Consider the following 13,879-nt stretch of genomic DNA (forward strand, 5'->3'; position numbering starts at 1 on the left):
AGGTGGAGGGGGCGCGCGTCATGCCGTCCACTTTATGACGGTTCGCCGACCCGGGGGCGTTCAGACGATGGCACAGGGCCTGCTGTTCAGGATGCAGGACGAGGGCCTGGCCGCGGTGCCCTGCGCGGCGAAGACGATCCGCACCCTCGCGCCGGGCGCGAGCGGGGCCCGGCCGCGGACGAACGCGATCTCGCCCGTCCGGACGACGGTGGCGCCGCTGACGGCGGTGACCGAGGCGGACGGGATCTTGAAGGCGAGCGCCCACCTGGGGACCGGCTGCGACCCCTTGTTGGCGATCGTGGCGGTGGCCTTGAAGCCGCCCGGAGTCCTGGACGCGACCCGGAACGCGATGATGAGGCCGTCGGCGCGGCCGGTGCGCTCGCCCGGGTTGTTCCGGGAGACCTGGCTGTCGCGCTGGTCGGTCTGGGTCTTCTGCGGTGCGCCGCCCGCGAAGTTGAGGGATATCTGCTGCGTGCTGAGCGCGTAGGAGACGATCCCGACGGCGATGACGAGCGCGAGGATCGGCATCAGGGGGACGGGGAGGACCGAGAGGAACCCGAGCCACTTGCGCCGTCCGGAGGCGCCGGTGCGGGACGTGGTCTTCGGCGGGTCGGGAGGCCGTTCGGGAGCGGCTGCGGGGTAGGGGTCGGGAGCGCCCGGCTGGTCGCCTGGAGGGTCGCCGGGGAGCGGTTCGAACCGGGGCCCCTCCGGGGGGCCGTGCTGGCGGTCCGCATCGGGCGGAGGACCCGTGGGGACGCGGTCGTGCGGCGACACGTGGACACGGTCGTCGGTCGGCCCCGCGAACGCGTCGAAGGGCCTGCCGGGCGAGGTCCCGTGGAGCCGCCCGTGGGACGCACCGGCGCCCGGTACGGGATTTTCGTCCGGTTGCTCAACCCTGCTGTGTCGTCCCATCCCATCCCTCTTCGATCACAGGATGTATACCAAACCCCTACCAAACATGCCTACAGGATCCGTCAACGCTTACAGGCGTTCGCGTTCCGTGCACGCCGTGATCACGACGGGAAATGGTCCCATCCGCCGGCCGGGGGCTCGCGGCCGTCCACGCGCACTCCCGTCCCTTCGGCGACGATCCCGATCGGCTCCCAGGATGGGGGAAGAGCGGCGTCCGGGGGGAACGTTCCGGCGAACGCGTGGTCTTCGCCACCCGTGAGCGCGTGGGTCAGCCCGTCCGGCCCGAGGATCTCCGGCACGGGCACGGCCGAGGAGTCGATCTCGATCCCGACACCGCTGGCGGCGGCGATGTGCCCGAGGTCCTGGACGAGTCCGTCGCTCACGTCCAGCAGCGCGGTGGCGCCGAGGGACCGCGCCTCCTCCCCCGCCGCGTACGGGGGTTCGGGGCGGCGATGGGCCGCGATCAGCCCGGCGGGGCCCTCCCGGCCCGCGGCGAGCAGCGCCAGCCCGGCCGCGGCGTGGCCGAGCCGCCCCCGGACGGCCACGACGTCGCCGGGCCGCGCACCGGACCGGGTGAGCGGCTCCGCGCCGCCCAGATCGCCGAGCGCGGTGACCGCGAGGGTGATCTCCGGGGCGCCGGCGACGTCGCCGCCCGCGACGGACGCGCCCGCCGCGCGGCATTCGTCGGCGAGCCCGTCGTAGAGCCGCTCGGCCCAGTCCGCGGCGGTGCCCGGAGGGACCGCGAACCCGACCAGCAGGGCGGTCGGGCGGGCGCCCATGGCGACGACGTCGGCGAGGTTCTGCGCGGCGGCCTTGCGGCCGATGTCGTAGGGACCGGACCAGTCGCGGCGGAAGTGCCTGCCCTCCACGAGCAGGTCGGTCGTGGCCACGACGCGCCGGTCCGGTGTGGCGATCACCGCCGCGTCGTCACCCGGGCCGAGCAGCACGGCCGGCCCCTGCGGCAGCCTCCGCGTCAGCCGGGCGATCAGCCCGAACTCGCCCGCTTCACCGATGGTGCCCATTCGCGCCGTTCCGTGCCCTTCTCCGCGTCTTCGCACGTGTCCCCCGGTGCCCGTTCCCGGGTCCGGGGCGCCCCGCGCGCCCTGATCGCGGCACGCGCTCCCCCGGCCGCCCGCGGCGGCGCGTAACACGATACGGTGAACCGTCCGACGGCCAATTCTCCGCCCGGGGAGGACGTGATGGTGCAGGCCTACATCCTCATCCAGACCGAAGTCGGCAAAGCGGCCGACGTGGCCAGTCACATCTCCGGCATAACCGGCGTCACTCTGGCGGAGGACGTCACGGGGCCGTACGACGTGATCGTCCGAGCGGAGGCGCGCAATGTCGACGAGCTGGGCAAGCTCGTCGTCGCGCAGATCCAGGCGGTCGAGGGGATCACCCGCACTCTCACGTGCCCGATTGTCCACATCTAAGCTTCTTCCAGCGATCCTCGCGGGCCTGGCGCTGGGCGCCGCCGCCTGCGGCGACGGGGCCGTGCAGGTACCCGTGCCGCAGCCGGACGCGGTCACGCAGCGCCTGTGCGACGGGCTCCGGCTCCCCGAGAAGGTGCGCGGGCAGGAGCGCCGCGACACCTCCCCGGAGTCGTCCCTGACCGCCGCCTGGGGCTCGCCGGCGATCGCACTGCGCTGCGGCGTGCCGCGGCCCGCCGCGCTGCAGCCCACGTCGGAACTGGTCACGATCAACGGGATCGACTGGTTCGGGTACCCGGCCGGCCGCCCGGTCACCTTCACCGCGGTCGCGCGGCAGGCCTACGTCGAGGTGACGGTCCCGCCCAAGTACAACCCGGCCGGGGACGTCCTGATCGAGCTCGGCCCGTCGGTCAAGGCGACGATCCCGCAGAAGCCCGAGGGCCAGATCTGATCACCAGATCGGGACGGGGCTCTCCCCCCGCCTGTAGTAGCCGGGGACCGGCTCGCCGGACGCGGCCCGGTCGAGGCGCCGCTTCATCCCGTCCGACAGCACGTCCGCCTTCATCATCTCGACGAACACCGACGTGACGTTGCCGAGGTCGAACCAGTCGCGCTGCCACGACCACCGCCGGTTCCCCGCGTACCTGAACCAGGACCCGCCGATGCCGAGCACCTCGTAGGGCGAGCCGTCCGGGCGCCTGGCGTCGGCGATCTGCTTCCAGAAGCCGACGACCTCGCCGTTGCGCTCGTCGATCAGGATGCTCTGGTACGGGTAGGTCCAGCCGTCCAGTCCGCCCATCTCCTGGCCGAGCGCGATGTCGCGGATCTCCGCGCGCCCGACGGCCATGAAGTCCTGCCTGGGGCCGACGTTCCAGCCGTAGGTGGCGTCCTCGGTGTAGAGGTCGGCGAGGGGGCGCCAGTCGCCCGCCTCCTCGCAGCGCCGGTTCTCCTCCAGCCAGTGCTCCACCATCGCGTCGAGTTCTTCACGGGGGAATGAGGGCATCACGTCTCCAGCAGTCTGAGGGCCTGGGTGGGGCAGTAGCGGACCGCGGCCTTCACTTCGGCGCGCACGTCCTCGGGCGGCTCGTCGTCCAGGATCCGGACCTTGCCTTTGGGCGGGACCTCGAAGACGTCCGGCGCCTCGATCTCGCACATGGCGTGCCCCTGGCACAGGTCCAGGTCGACCTCGATCCTCACCTGCGCCTCCTGCGGTAACGGGCCGCGCACGGCTGGGCGAGCTGGACGACCATCTTCGAGTGGTCGTTGCGGTAGGTCTCGGGCGGCTGGGCCGACTCGAACTCCCAGTCCCGCAGCAGCACGGAGAAGATGGCCTTGAGCTGCATCATGGCGAAGTTCGCGCCGACGCAGCGGTGCCGTCCCGCGCCGAAGGGCACCCACGTCCACCGGTTGAGGACGTCCTCCTCGCGGGGTTCGGCGTAGCGCTCGGGACGGAACGCGTCCGGGTCGGGGAAGTCGCTCTCGATGCGGTTGGAGACGGCGAGGCTGCAGCCGACCATCGTGCCCGCCGGGATCCGGTGGCCGCACACCTCCTGGTCGGTCTGCGCGACGCGCAGCAGCAGGATCAGCGGCGGGTGCAGCCGCAGCGCCTCCTTGATCGCCGACTCCAGGTTCGGGATGGCCCGCAGCGCCTGGAACGACACCTCCCGGCCGTCGGCGTACAGCTCGTCCAGCTCGCGGACGACGCCGTCCAGCACGTCCGGGTTGCGCAGCAGCTCGATCAGCGTCCACGCGGCGGTGCCGGACGTGGTGTGGTGCCCGGCGAACATCATCGAGATGAACATGCCGGTGACCTGGTCGGCGTCGAACTTCAGCGTGCCGTCCCCGTCCTTGACGGACATCAGCACGTCGAGGAGGTCGCGGTCCTCCTTCGGTGGCTTCGGGGGGCGGCCGTCCATGATCCCCTGGACGAGCTCGACGAGCGCCGCCCGCGCCGCGTCGCGGCGCCGGAAGCTCTCGATGTCGGCGTACGGGTCGACGTAGGCGATCGCGTCGGTGCCGCGTTCGAGGTCGTGGTAGAGGTCGGCGAACCGGCGGTCGAGCTGCTCGCGGAACTTGCGCCCGATCAGGCACGCGGACGAGGTGTAGATCGTCAGCTCGGCGAAGAAGTCGAGCAGGTCGATCTCGCCCTCGTCGCCCCAGTCCGCGACCATCCGGTCGACCTCGGCGGAGATCGTCGCGGCGTGGCCCTTCATGAACGAGCCCTTGAGCGCCTGGTTGTGCAGGGCCTCGCGGCGCTGCTCGGGGGTGGCGTCGAAGACCACGCCCTCCCCGAAGATCGGCGTCATGAACGGGTACGCCTCGGCCTGGTCCAGTTCCTCGTCCGGGGAGCGGAAGAAGAACTCGTTGGCCTCGGCCCCGGACAGCAGCACGACGCGCCGCCCGGCGATCTGGAACTCGCCGACGTCGCCGCACTCGTCCCGCACGCGCCGCATCAGGCCGATCGGGTCGGCGCGCAGCTCCTCCAGGTGGTCGGGCCCGCCCGACACCACGCGCGGCTCCACCAAAGCGGTCATGATTCCTCCAGAGGGGCTTCGGGCTGTACTTCGACGAGGCGGAGATGGGCGCCGCGCGGGGTCGCGACGACCGCGGCGACGGCGGCGGCGACGTCGGACGGGCGCAGGAAGTACGGGTGGCGGGCGTGGCCCCACTTCACCCAGTCCTCCAGGACGGCGCCGGTCGTCTCCGCGTCCCAGGTCATGCCCATGCCGGTGGCGGTGGGTCCGGGCCGGACGATGGACGCCCGCACCCCCGTCCCCTCCAGCTCCATCTGCATGGTGCGGGCCATGCCCTCCACGCCGTTCTTCGCCGCGACGTAGGCGCCCGTCCACGAACGCGGGGCGGGAACGGTGTCGGAGGAGACGAACACGATGTCGCCGCGCCGCCGCGCGACCATCTGCGGGACGAAGTGCGACACGAGCCGGTGCGCGCCGACGAGGTGGACCTGCACCTGCGCGAGGAACGCGTCCGAGTCCAGTTCGTGGACGCGGCCGGCGGACAGGTCGCCCGCGCCGGAGACGACGACCTCGACCGGGCCGAGCGCGTCGGCGACCGCGGCGGCGAACGCCTTGACGGAGCCGGAGTCGGAGACGTCCAGCGGGTGCGCGAGGGCCTCTCCCCCGCCGGCCCGGATCGTGGCGGCCAGTTCCTCGCACTTGCCGAGGCGCCGCGCGCCGAGCGCGACCGGGTGCCCGGCCGTCGCCAGCGCCGTCGCCGTGGCCTCGCCGATCCCGGACGACGCGCCCGCCACCACGACCGGGCGGCGCTCGGGGTGCGGATCGAATCGGGGCACCTCTACCGCACCTCCACGCGCACGGGCAGCGCCGCGAACCCGCGGACGTTCACCGAATGCACCCGCTCGGCGTTCGCGAAGTCGACCTCGTAGGAGGCGACCTCGCGGACGATCTCGGTCAGGGCGATGCGGGCCTCCAGCCGGGCCAGGTTGGCGCCGAGGCAGAAGTGCCGTCCGCCGCCGAAGCTGACCGACTGCGAGGTGTCGCGGTCGAGGTCGTAGGCGTCGGCCTCCCCGAACACGCGCGGGTCGCGGTTGGCCGACCCGACCAGCAGGAGCATCCGGTCGCCCTCGGGGACCCGCTGCCCGTGCAGCTCGACGTCCCGCGTGACCAGCCTGGCGAGCATCTGGCTGGAGGTGTCGTAGCGGAGCGTCTCCTCGATCCAGTCGTCCACGCGGTCCGGGTCGCCGAAGGGCTTGGCGACCTGGTCCTGGTTCCGCGCGCCCCAGTACAGGGCGTTGGCGAGCAGCTTGGTCGTGGTCTCGTTGCCGGCGACCACCATTAGGAACAGGAAGGCGATGATCTCCGTGTCGTCCAGCCGGTCGCCGTCGATCTCGGCGTCCAGCAGGGCCGACGTCAGGTCGTCCGCCCGCGTGCGCCTGCGTTCGGCGACCATGTCCTGGTAGTAGCCGACGAGCGTGAGCGCCGCGTCCATCCCGTCCTGGGGGACGTCGTTGAGCCCCTCCTCGCGGTGGACGACGAGGTCGGCGAGCCGCCGCACCTCCACCCGGTCGGCCTCGGGGACGCCCATCATCTCGGAGATGACGTCCATGGGCAGGAGCCCGGCGAAGTCGGACACGAAGTCGAACTCGCGCTTCTCCAGCGCGGGCTCCAGGTGGCGCCGTGCGAGCGCCCGGATGCCGTCCCCCAGCTCCTTCACCCGCCGGGGGGTGAAGCCTTTGGACACCAGCGCCCGCATCCGGGTGTGCCGCGGCGGGTCGAGGGCGAGGAACGACATCGTCCGGTGCGCGTGCGGCCCCCAGGCGCTCGGTTCGAGCGAGACGCCGTGGGAGTTGGAGAACGTCGCGTGGTCGCGGAACGCCGCGGAGACGTCGGCGTGCCGGGACAGCGCCCAGAAGCCGAGCTCGTCGTTGCGGTAGAGCGGCGCCTCGTCGCGGAGCCGCGCGTAGAAGGGGTAGGGGTCCTCGTGGACCGCGTAGTCGAAGGGGCTGTAGAGGGCCTGCGCAGCAGGGTCCACGGCCGTCACCTCACTCGGGGGGTTCGGGCAGGATGAGCTCCGCCATCTCGGCGAGCCGGTCGGCCATGCGGGCGTAGGACGTGTAGCCCATGCCCGCGTGCACGAGCGCGCCGGTGTAGGCCAGCTCCAGCGCGCCGAGGATCTTGGGGTCGTCGTGGTCGCGCAGCGCGGACTGGAGCCGCTCGCGGATCGCGACGCCGATCCGCACCCGCAGTTCGCGGACGTCGGGGTCGGTGCCGAGCAGCGCGGTGGTGCACGCCGCCGCCAGGTCCGGTTCGTCCGAGACCAGCAGCGCGATCTCGCGCAGCACCTCCTCCACGCGCTCGTGCAGGGTGCCGGCCGGCTCCACCGGAGGGAGCGCGCTGAGCCGGCGCCAGAACACCTCGGTGATCAGGTGGTTCTTGGACGCGAAGTAGGTGTAGGCGGTCGCGGGCGCGACCCCGGCGCGCTTGGCCACGTTGCGGACGGTCAGCCCCTCGTAGCCGGTCTCGCCGACCTCCACCACGGCGGCGTCGGTCAGCCGCCGGACCGTGTCGGCCTGCCGCTCGGTGAGGCGGCGGCGGGTGGGCTCGGTCGTCAGATGCTCTTTGCCGGACACGTGTCCAGACATTAGTTCAGAACGAAGGCGTCCGCAATGACCACCACCGGTTTCGAGGTGAGGTTCCGAGGTGAGGCGGGTGGGATTCGAACCCACTCAGCGCGAGGCACCTGGGTTACAGCCAGGCCCGACTCTCCGGACGTCGGCGCCGCCCCTCACGCGGGCCGTTCGGCCCGCGCCCGTACCTCCGGAGGGATTCGAACCCCCATCGCACAGCACCTCATGCTGCCGTCTCTGCCGTTGGACTACGGAGGCATGCGTGCGGCTCCCGGGATTCGAACCCGGAGCATCCACTTCCTGAAAGTGGCCTCTCTGCCATTGGAGTAGAGCCGCAAGAAACTCGCGGAGGGCGGCGTCACTCGCGGCGGCTCGGCCAGAGGGTCTACGGGGAGACGGGATACCGGCCGGGGCGGGCGTGCGACGCCGAGGGCAGTCGAAGTCGATACTGCTCCAGAGCCATGGCCGGTCCTCCTCTCAAGGTCTCGTGTCACCGTCTTGGACGGGCTGACGTCGTCTACGGTGCCACGGCCGGGAGAACCGCCGCAACGCATTTATTCCGGGCACTCCGGGCCAGGGTCTTCCGTCAGTACATACTTATGAGTATGGTACCCGTACTATGAGGTACGGAGAAGAGGTCGTGCGGCGGGTGCGCGAGCTGGCGCCGGTATGGGACCAGCGGGCGCGGGCGGCCGAGGAGGCGCGGCGGCTGCCCGACGAGACCATCGCCGACCTGGCCGGAGCCGGGTTGTTCCAGATGCTCGTGCCCGAGCGGTTCGGCGGGGGCCAGCAGGGGTTCGGCGACATGGTCGCGGCGTGCCGGGAGATCGGGGCGGGCGACGCCTCCACCGGATGGCTGAGCGTCATCTACACGCTGCACAACTGGATGATCGCCCTCCTTCCCGAGGAGGCGCAGCGGGAGGTCTGGGCGGACCACCCGTACGCGCTGGCGCCGTGCACACTGGCGCCCACCGGGACCGCCGAGGCCGTCGACGGCGGGCACCGCGTCACCGGGCGGTGGTCCTGGGGCAGCGGGGTCATGCACGCCGACCACGTGATGGTCATGGGCCTGGTCACCGTGGACGAGTCGATCGAGCCGCGGCTGTTCCTGCTGCCGCGCGAGGACGCCGAGGTCCACGACGTGTGGCACACGAGCGGGATGCGCGGCACCGGCAGCAACGACATCGAGATCAAGGACCGGTTCGTCCCGGCGCACCGGTCGGTGCCGCTGGCCGACCTCACCGAGGGTCGGTCGCCCGGGGCGGAGATCCACGATGGCGCGATCTACCGCATCCCGCTCGTCCCGGTGTTCGCGCTCACCGGCGCGGCTCCCGTGCTGGGGGTCGCCGAGGGCGTGCTCGCCCGGTACGCCGAGCGCATGCAGGGCCGGGTGATGGCCTACACCGGCGTCAGGCAGCGGGACCTGATGAGCGGCCAGATCCGGCTGGCCAAGGCGACCGCGGACCTCGACGCCGCCCGCCTTCTGCTGGAGGACGCGATCCGCCACCTGATGGAGACCTACGAGTCGGGCGGCCGGTACGGGATGGCCGAGCGCGCCCGGTCCAGGCTGGTGGCGGCGCACGTGGCGGGCGTCGCCCGGACGGTCGTGAACGAGCTGTGCGCGTTCGGCGGCGCCAGCGTCCAGTTCACGGACTCGCCGTTCCAGCGGGCGCAGCGGGACGTGAACACGATCGCGTCGCACGTGGTCTTCGACGCCGACGCCACCTACGCCCTTTACGGCAGGACGGCGCTCGGCATGGAGCCCGACGCGATGACGCTGATATGACGAGCCGGACGCTGACATGAGCAACCGCACGAGGGTCGCCCGGCGGGACTGGATCGAGGCCGCCTACCAGGAGCTGGTGCGGGCCGGCGAGCGCGGCGTGGGGATCAACGCGCTCGCCGCGCGGCTCGGCGTCACCAAGGGCAGCTTCTACTGGCACTTCAAAGACCGCTCCGAGCTGATGCGCGCCCTGCTGGACCGCTGGGCGCACGAGCGCACGGACGAGGTCCTGGCCCTCACGCTGGGCAGCACCCCCGATCCGCGCGAACGGCTCCGGCGCATCCAGGCGCTCGGCCACGAGGTCGCGCCGATCGACCGTGCGATGCGGCTGTGGGCCCAGCACTCCGCCGAGGCGGACGAGGCGGTCCGGCACTCGGACCGGGCGCTGCTCGGCCACATCACCGCGTGCCTGGACGAGCTCGGCTTCTCCCCCGGCGAAGCGCGCCTGCGTGCGCTGCTGATGCTGCGGGCGTGGGTCGGCGGCTACCTCGTCCCGTCCCCGGACGGCGGAGAGGCGCCCGGCGCCGAGCGGACACTGGAGATCTTCCTGGCCGATCCCGCCGATTCCTGAAATAGCCCGATCGGTCTTGCGCTCCGTCCCGGTCTGAACTGTAGTCTGGACACGTGTCCAGAAAAATCGATCGCCTGCTTCTGCTGGACGGGCGGCTGACCCCGAGCACCGGGGGCGGCGCCTTCGAGACCATCGACCCCGCCACCGAGGACGTGCTCGGCACCGCCGCCGACGGCACCCCGGACGACATGGACCGCGCGATCGGCGCCGCCAGGCGCGCGTTCGACGAGACGTCGTGGTCCACGGACGTGGAGTTCCGCGTCCGCTGCCTTCGCCAGCTCCGCGAGGCGATGCGGCGGCGCTCCGACGAGCTGCGCGAACTCACGATCCGGGAGGTCGGCGCGCCGCGCTTCCTGACGTTCGCCGCCCAGCTGGACGCGCCCGTCGACGACCTGGGCTGGTTCGCCGGCCTCGCCGAGTCCTACGAGTGGGAACGGGACCTCGGCCGGGCCGAGCCCATGGGGATGGCGAGCCACCGGCGGGTCCGGATGGAGGCCGCCGGCGTGGTCGGCGCGATCACCCCGTGGAACTTCCCGCACCAGATCAACCTGGCCAAGGTGGGCCCGGCGCTCGCGGCGGGCAACACCGTCGTGCTCAAACCGGCGCCCGACACCCCGTGGTGCGCGGCGGTCCTCGGCGAGATCATCGCCGAGGAGACCGACATCCCGGCGGGCGTCGTCAACGTGGTCACCTCGTCCGACCACGGGCTCGGCGCGCAACTCGTCCAGGATCCGCGGGTGGACCTGGTGACGTTCACCGGCTCCACGGCGACCGGGCGGAACGTGATGGCGGGCGCCGCCGCCACCCTCAAGAGGGTCTTCCTGGAACTCGGCGGCAAGTCCGCGTTCGTGGTGCTGGACGACGCCGACCTGAAGGCCGCCTGCTCCTACGCGGCGTTCTCCGGGATCGCCCACGCCGGTCAGGGCTGCGCGATCACCACCCGGATCCTCGTGCCCCGCGCGCTCCACGACGACGCCGCCGAGATCATGGCGAAGACGCTGGCGAAGCTGGGCGTCGGCGATCCGGGCGACGACCGGACGATCTGCGGCCCCGTCGTCTCGGCGAAGCAGCGCGAACGCGTCGAAGGCTACCTGAGGCTGGCCGTCGAGGAGGGGGGATCGTTCGCCTGCGGCGGCGGCCGCCCGGCGGACCGGGACAGGGGCTTCTGGATCGAGCCGACCCTCGTCACCGGGCTGGCGAACGAGTCGCGCACGGCGCGCGAGGAGATCTTCGGCCCGGTCCTGGTGATGCTGCCGCATGACGGCGACGACGACGCGGTCCGCATCGCGAACGACTCGCCCTACGGGCTGTCGGGCGCCGTGCACGGCGGCGACGCCGAGCGGGCGCGGGCGGTCGCGGGACGGCTGCGCACCGGCACGGTCAGCGTGAACGGCGGCGTCTGGTACGGCGCGGACGTCCCGTTCGGCGGCTACAAGCAGTCCGGCATCGGCCGCGAGATGGGCGTGGCCGGGTTCGAGGAGTACCTGGAGACCAAGGCGATCGCGGAGGGCGTCACATGAGGTTCGAGGGCAGGGTCGCCGTCGTCACCGGGGCCGCGCAGGGGATCGGGGAGGCCTACGCGCGGGCGCTGGCGGCGGAGGGCGCGTCCGTGGTCGTCGCCGATGTCGACGAGCGCGGCCGGTCCGTCGCCGACGACATCAAGGGCGCCTTCGTGCGGACGGACGTGTCCGACCCCGCGTCGGTCGAGGCGATGGCGGCGACGGCCGCGGAGCGGTTCGGCGGCATCGACCACCTCGTCAGCAACGCCGCCATCTTCGGGTCGATGAAGCTGGACTTCCTCTTCACCGTCGACTGGGACTACTACAAGAAGTTCATGTCCGTGAACATGGACGGCGCGCTGCTGTGCGCGCGCGCCTGCTACCCCCACATGCAGGCCCGCGGCGGCGGCTCGATCGTCAACCAGTCGTCCACCGCCGCGTGGCAGTACTCCGGCTTCTACGGGCTCGCCAAGGTCGGGGTCAACGGGCTCACCCAGCAGCTCGCGCACGAGCTGGGCGGCATGAACATCAGGGTGAACGCCATAGCGCCCGGCCCCATCGACACCGAGGCGAACCGCAAGGCCGTCCCCGGCGGCATGTCGCAGAAGATCGTCAAGGAGAAGATGGCGCTGAAGCGGATGGGCACGCCCGAGGACCTCGTCGGGATGTGCCTGTTCCTGCTGTCGGACGAGGCCGCCTGGGTCACCGGGCAGATCATCAACGTCGACGGCGGGGAGGTGTTCAGGGCATGAGCGAAGCGGACCGGGGGGTCGGCTCCCCGCAGGAAGCACGCATGAGGGTCGGGTTCATCGGTCTCGGCCAGATGGGCGCGCCGATGGCGCGGCACCTCGCCGGCGCGGACCTGGTCGTCTTCGACACGCGTCCCGACGCCGTCGCGCCGCTGGTGGAGGCCGGCGCGCGGGCGGCGGGGAGCGTCGCCGAGGTGGCCGCGCACGCCGAGCTGGTGTCGGTCATGGTCCGGGACGACGACCAGGTGAACGAGGTGGGCGCGGAGATCCTCGCCGGCGCCCGCTTCGGCACCGTCCTGGCGATCCATTCGACGATCCGCGCGAAGACGGCGGAGGATCTGGCCGGGGCGGCACGGCGGCACGGCGTCGAGGTCGTGGACGCGCCGGTCAGCGGCGGCTTCATGGGCGCGAGCGCGGGCAGCCTCGCGGTCATGGTCGGCGGGACGGACGAGGCGTTCGAGCGCTGCCGGGAGCCGTTCGGCGCCTGGGCCGATCTCGTCCTGCACATGGGCCCGGTCGGCGCGGGCACGCGCACGAAGCTCGCCCGCAACATGCTGCACTTCGTGTCGTTCACCGCGGCCGCGGAGGCGCAGCGGCTGGCGGAGGCGTCGGGGGTGTCGCTGCGGAAGCTGGGACGCGTCGTCCGGCACACCGACGCGATCACCGGCGGCGCCGGCTCGATCATGCTGCGCCCGACGACCGCGCCGATGGAACCGGACGACGACCTGTACGACATCCTGCGCCACACCCGCGACCTCGGCGAGAAGGACCTGTCGCTCGCCCTGGAGCTGGCCGGCGAACTGGGGGTGGACGCCCCGTTCGCCCGGCTCGCCCTCGAACGCTTCGGCGCGGGCCTCGGACTGACGGAGGACGACGATGGGTGAGGCCGGCAGGGACGGCGAGCGGCGCGAGCGCGGCCTGGAGATGATGCGCCGGGTCTACGGCTGGGAGATCGAGGACGCGCCCGGCGAGTTCTTCGGCCTGACCGTCGACCATCTCTTCGCCGACATATGGACGCGCCCGGGGCTCAGCATGCGGGACCGGCGGCTGCTCCTCGTCGGCGTCCTGGCCGGGCAGGGGCTCAACGACGTCCTCGACATCCAGATCCCGGCGGCCCTGGCCAACGGCGAGCTGTCGCCCGACGAGCTGCGCGAGATCGGCATCTTCCTGACCCACTACATCGGCTGGCCGCTCGGGTCCAAGCTGAGCGTCCAGATCGAGGGACTCATCGCCAGGCACGAGAAGCACAAGGACGAGTCGACGTAGCGCCGGATTCCCGGGAACCCGGGGGCCGGTTCCAGCGTCCAACGTCAATGCGCGGCCGCGTTCTCACTCCGGCCGCCACGATGCTGATCGTGGCGGCGTCGGCGGGATGCACGGGATCCGGCGACACGGGCGGGCCGAGCCAGGCGCCGCCGGTACGCCTCGTCGCCTTCGACACCTGCGACGCGCTCCACAAGGGCCTGCGCGAGGCGACGGCCGACCAGGTCGGACCGCACGGCCTGTCCCCGGGCGGGGCCCTGCCGGAGAACGACATCGCGCTGCGGAGGGGCCCGCAGGCAGCCCAGGCGGTGCCGGGGCAGCCACCACGGCATTCCACCACGAACGCCCACGAGCGGGACGCGGACGAGCCCGATCTCGTCAAGACCGACGGCCGCAGGATCGTGACGCTCTCCCGCGGCGACCTTAAGATCATCGATCCCGCGACCCGCAAGGTCACCCACACGCTCGACCTTCCCGGCGCCAACGCGTACGGCAACGGGAACCTGCTGCTCAGCGGCGACCGCGTCCTCGTCCTGGACGAGCAGTCCCCCATGATCCCCCTCCCCCG

Annotated in this window: 17 protein-coding genes and 3 tRNA genes; 9 read left to right on the forward strand and 11 right to left on the reverse strand. The window is 72.2% G+C overall.

What is annotated here, in order from left to right:
* Window positions 1-60: 60 nt before the first annotated feature.
* Window positions 61-774: a cellulose binding domain-containing protein gene (locus E1281_RS28465; RefSeq protein WP_131882795.1), complete on the reverse strand. Its 714-nt coding sequence runs from the start codon at window positions 772-774 to the stop codon at window positions 61-63.
* Window positions 775-1,013: 239 nt separating this feature from the next.
* Window positions 1,014-1,934 (reverse strand): thiamine-phosphate kinase, encoded by a 921-nt coding sequence (locus tag E1281_RS28470; protein ID WP_131882796.1) that lies wholly within the window; start codon window positions 1,932-1,934, stop codon window positions 1,014-1,016.
* 177 nt (window positions 1,935-2,111) lie between these two features.
* On the opposite strand from E1281_RS28470, the gene E1281_RS28475 reads away from it, so the two are divergent.
* Together E1281_RS28475 and E1281_RS28480 are read left to right on the forward strand one after the other, a co-directional pair.
* Window positions 2,112-2,345 (forward strand): Lrp/AsnC ligand binding domain-containing protein, encoded by a 234-nt coding sequence (locus E1281_RS28475; protein ID WP_131882797.1) that lies wholly within the window; start codon window positions 2,112-2,114, stop codon window positions 2,343-2,345.
* Window positions 2,332-2,793 carry a DUF3515 domain-containing protein gene (locus tag E1281_RS28480; RefSeq protein WP_243717504.1) on the forward strand — a complete coding sequence of 154 codons (462 nt, stop codon included), beginning with the start codon at window positions 2,332-2,334 and terminating at the stop codon, window positions 2,791-2,793. The genes E1281_RS28475 and E1281_RS28480 overlap by 14 nt, the downstream gene beginning before the upstream one ends.
* On the opposite strand, the gene E1281_RS28485 is transcribed toward E1281_RS28480, so the two are convergent.
* From E1281_RS28485 to E1281_RS28520, 9 genes are all read right to left on the reverse strand, one after another.
* Window positions 2,794-3,345 carry a nuclear transport factor 2 family protein gene (locus E1281_RS28485; RefSeq protein ID WP_131882799.1) on the reverse strand — a complete coding sequence of 184 codons (552 nt, stop codon included), beginning with the start codon at window positions 3,343-3,345 and terminating at the stop codon, window positions 2,794-2,796.
* Window positions 3,345-3,539, reverse strand: a complete 195-nt coding sequence (locus E1281_RS28490) for a ferredoxin (RefSeq protein ID WP_131882800.1) — start codon at window positions 3,537-3,539, stop codon at window positions 3,345-3,347. Before E1281_RS28490 ends, E1281_RS28485 begins: the two co-directional genes overlap by 1 nt.
* A complete protein-coding gene (locus E1281_RS28495; RefSeq protein WP_131882801.1) occupies window positions 3,536-4,876 on the reverse strand; it encodes a cytochrome P450 in 1,341 nt (446 codons plus the stop codon). Before E1281_RS28495 ends, E1281_RS28490 begins: the two co-directional genes overlap by 4 nt.
* Window positions 4,873-5,652, reverse strand: coding sequence for an SDR family oxidoreductase (locus tag E1281_RS28500; protein WP_131882802.1), 780 nt, complete (start codon window positions 5,650-5,652; stop codon window positions 4,873-4,875). Before E1281_RS28500 ends, E1281_RS28495 begins: the two co-directional genes overlap by 4 nt.
* Before the next feature lie 2 nt (window positions 5,653-5,654).
* A complete protein-coding gene (locus E1281_RS28505; RefSeq protein ID WP_207943541.1) occupies window positions 5,655-6,851 on the reverse strand; it encodes a cytochrome P450 in 1,197 nt (398 codons plus the stop codon).
* Window positions 6,852-6,861: 10 nt separating this feature from the next.
* Window positions 6,862-7,449 carry a TetR/AcrR family transcriptional regulator gene (locus tag E1281_RS28510; protein WP_243717506.1) on the reverse strand — a complete coding sequence of 196 codons (588 nt, stop codon included), beginning with the start codon at window positions 7,447-7,449 and terminating at the stop codon, window positions 6,862-6,864.
* A gap of 71 nt (window positions 7,450-7,520) precedes the next feature.
* Window positions 7,521-7,604 (reverse strand) — tRNA-Tyr (locus E1281_RS40575).
* Between the two features lie 27 nt (window positions 7,605-7,631).
* Window positions 7,632-7,704: transfer RNA gene (locus E1281_RS28515), tRNA-Leu, on the reverse strand.
* Window positions 7,705-7,709: 5 nt separating this feature from the next.
* Window positions 7,710-7,782 (reverse strand) — tRNA-Leu (locus E1281_RS28520).
* Window positions 7,783-8,065: 283 nt separating this feature from the next.
* On the opposite strand from E1281_RS28520, the gene E1281_RS28525 reads away from it, so the two are divergent.
* The 7 genes from E1281_RS28525 to E1281_RS28555 all read left to right on the forward strand — a co-directional run.
* Window positions 8,066-9,232 (forward strand): acyl-CoA dehydrogenase family protein, encoded by a 1,167-nt coding sequence (locus tag E1281_RS28525; protein WP_131882804.1) that lies wholly within the window; start codon window positions 8,066-8,068, stop codon window positions 9,230-9,232.
* A 16-nt stretch (window positions 9,233-9,248) separates the two neighbouring features.
* Entirely contained in the window at window positions 9,249-9,800 is a 552-nt protein-coding gene (locus E1281_RS28530) for a TetR/AcrR family transcriptional regulator (RefSeq protein WP_131882805.1), read from the forward strand.
* A 53-nt stretch (window positions 9,801-9,853) separates the two neighbouring features.
* Window positions 9,854-11,320: an aldehyde dehydrogenase gene (locus tag E1281_RS28535; RefSeq protein ID WP_207943542.1), complete on the forward strand. Its 1,467-nt coding sequence runs from the start codon at window positions 9,854-9,856 to the stop codon at window positions 11,318-11,320.
* Window positions 11,317-12,051: an SDR family oxidoreductase gene (locus E1281_RS28540; RefSeq protein WP_131882806.1), complete on the forward strand. Its 735-nt coding sequence runs from the start codon at window positions 11,317-11,319 to the stop codon at window positions 12,049-12,051. The genes E1281_RS28535 and E1281_RS28540 overlap by 4 nt, the downstream gene beginning before the upstream one ends.
* Window positions 12,048-12,932 carry an NAD(P)-dependent oxidoreductase gene (locus E1281_RS28545; RefSeq protein WP_131882807.1) on the forward strand — a complete coding sequence of 295 codons (885 nt, stop codon included), beginning with the start codon at window positions 12,048-12,050 and terminating at the stop codon, window positions 12,930-12,932. The genes E1281_RS28540 and E1281_RS28545 overlap by 4 nt, the downstream gene beginning before the upstream one ends.
* Window positions 12,925-13,314 (forward strand): carboxymuconolactone decarboxylase family protein, encoded by a 390-nt coding sequence (locus tag E1281_RS28550; protein WP_131882808.1) that lies wholly within the window; start codon window positions 12,925-12,927, stop codon window positions 13,312-13,314. The genes E1281_RS28545 and E1281_RS28550 overlap by 8 nt, the downstream gene beginning before the upstream one ends.
* 47 nt (window positions 13,315-13,361) lie before the next feature.
* Window positions 13,362-13,879 (forward strand): beta-propeller domain-containing protein (locus tag E1281_RS28555; RefSeq protein WP_207943543.1); only part of this gene is annotated, 518 nt, incomplete at its 3' end.

It is taken from the genome of Actinomadura sp. KC345 (assembly GCF_004348515.1).
Classification (GTDB): domain Bacteria; phylum Actinomycetota; class Actinomycetes; order Streptosporangiales; family Streptosporangiaceae; genus Spirillospora.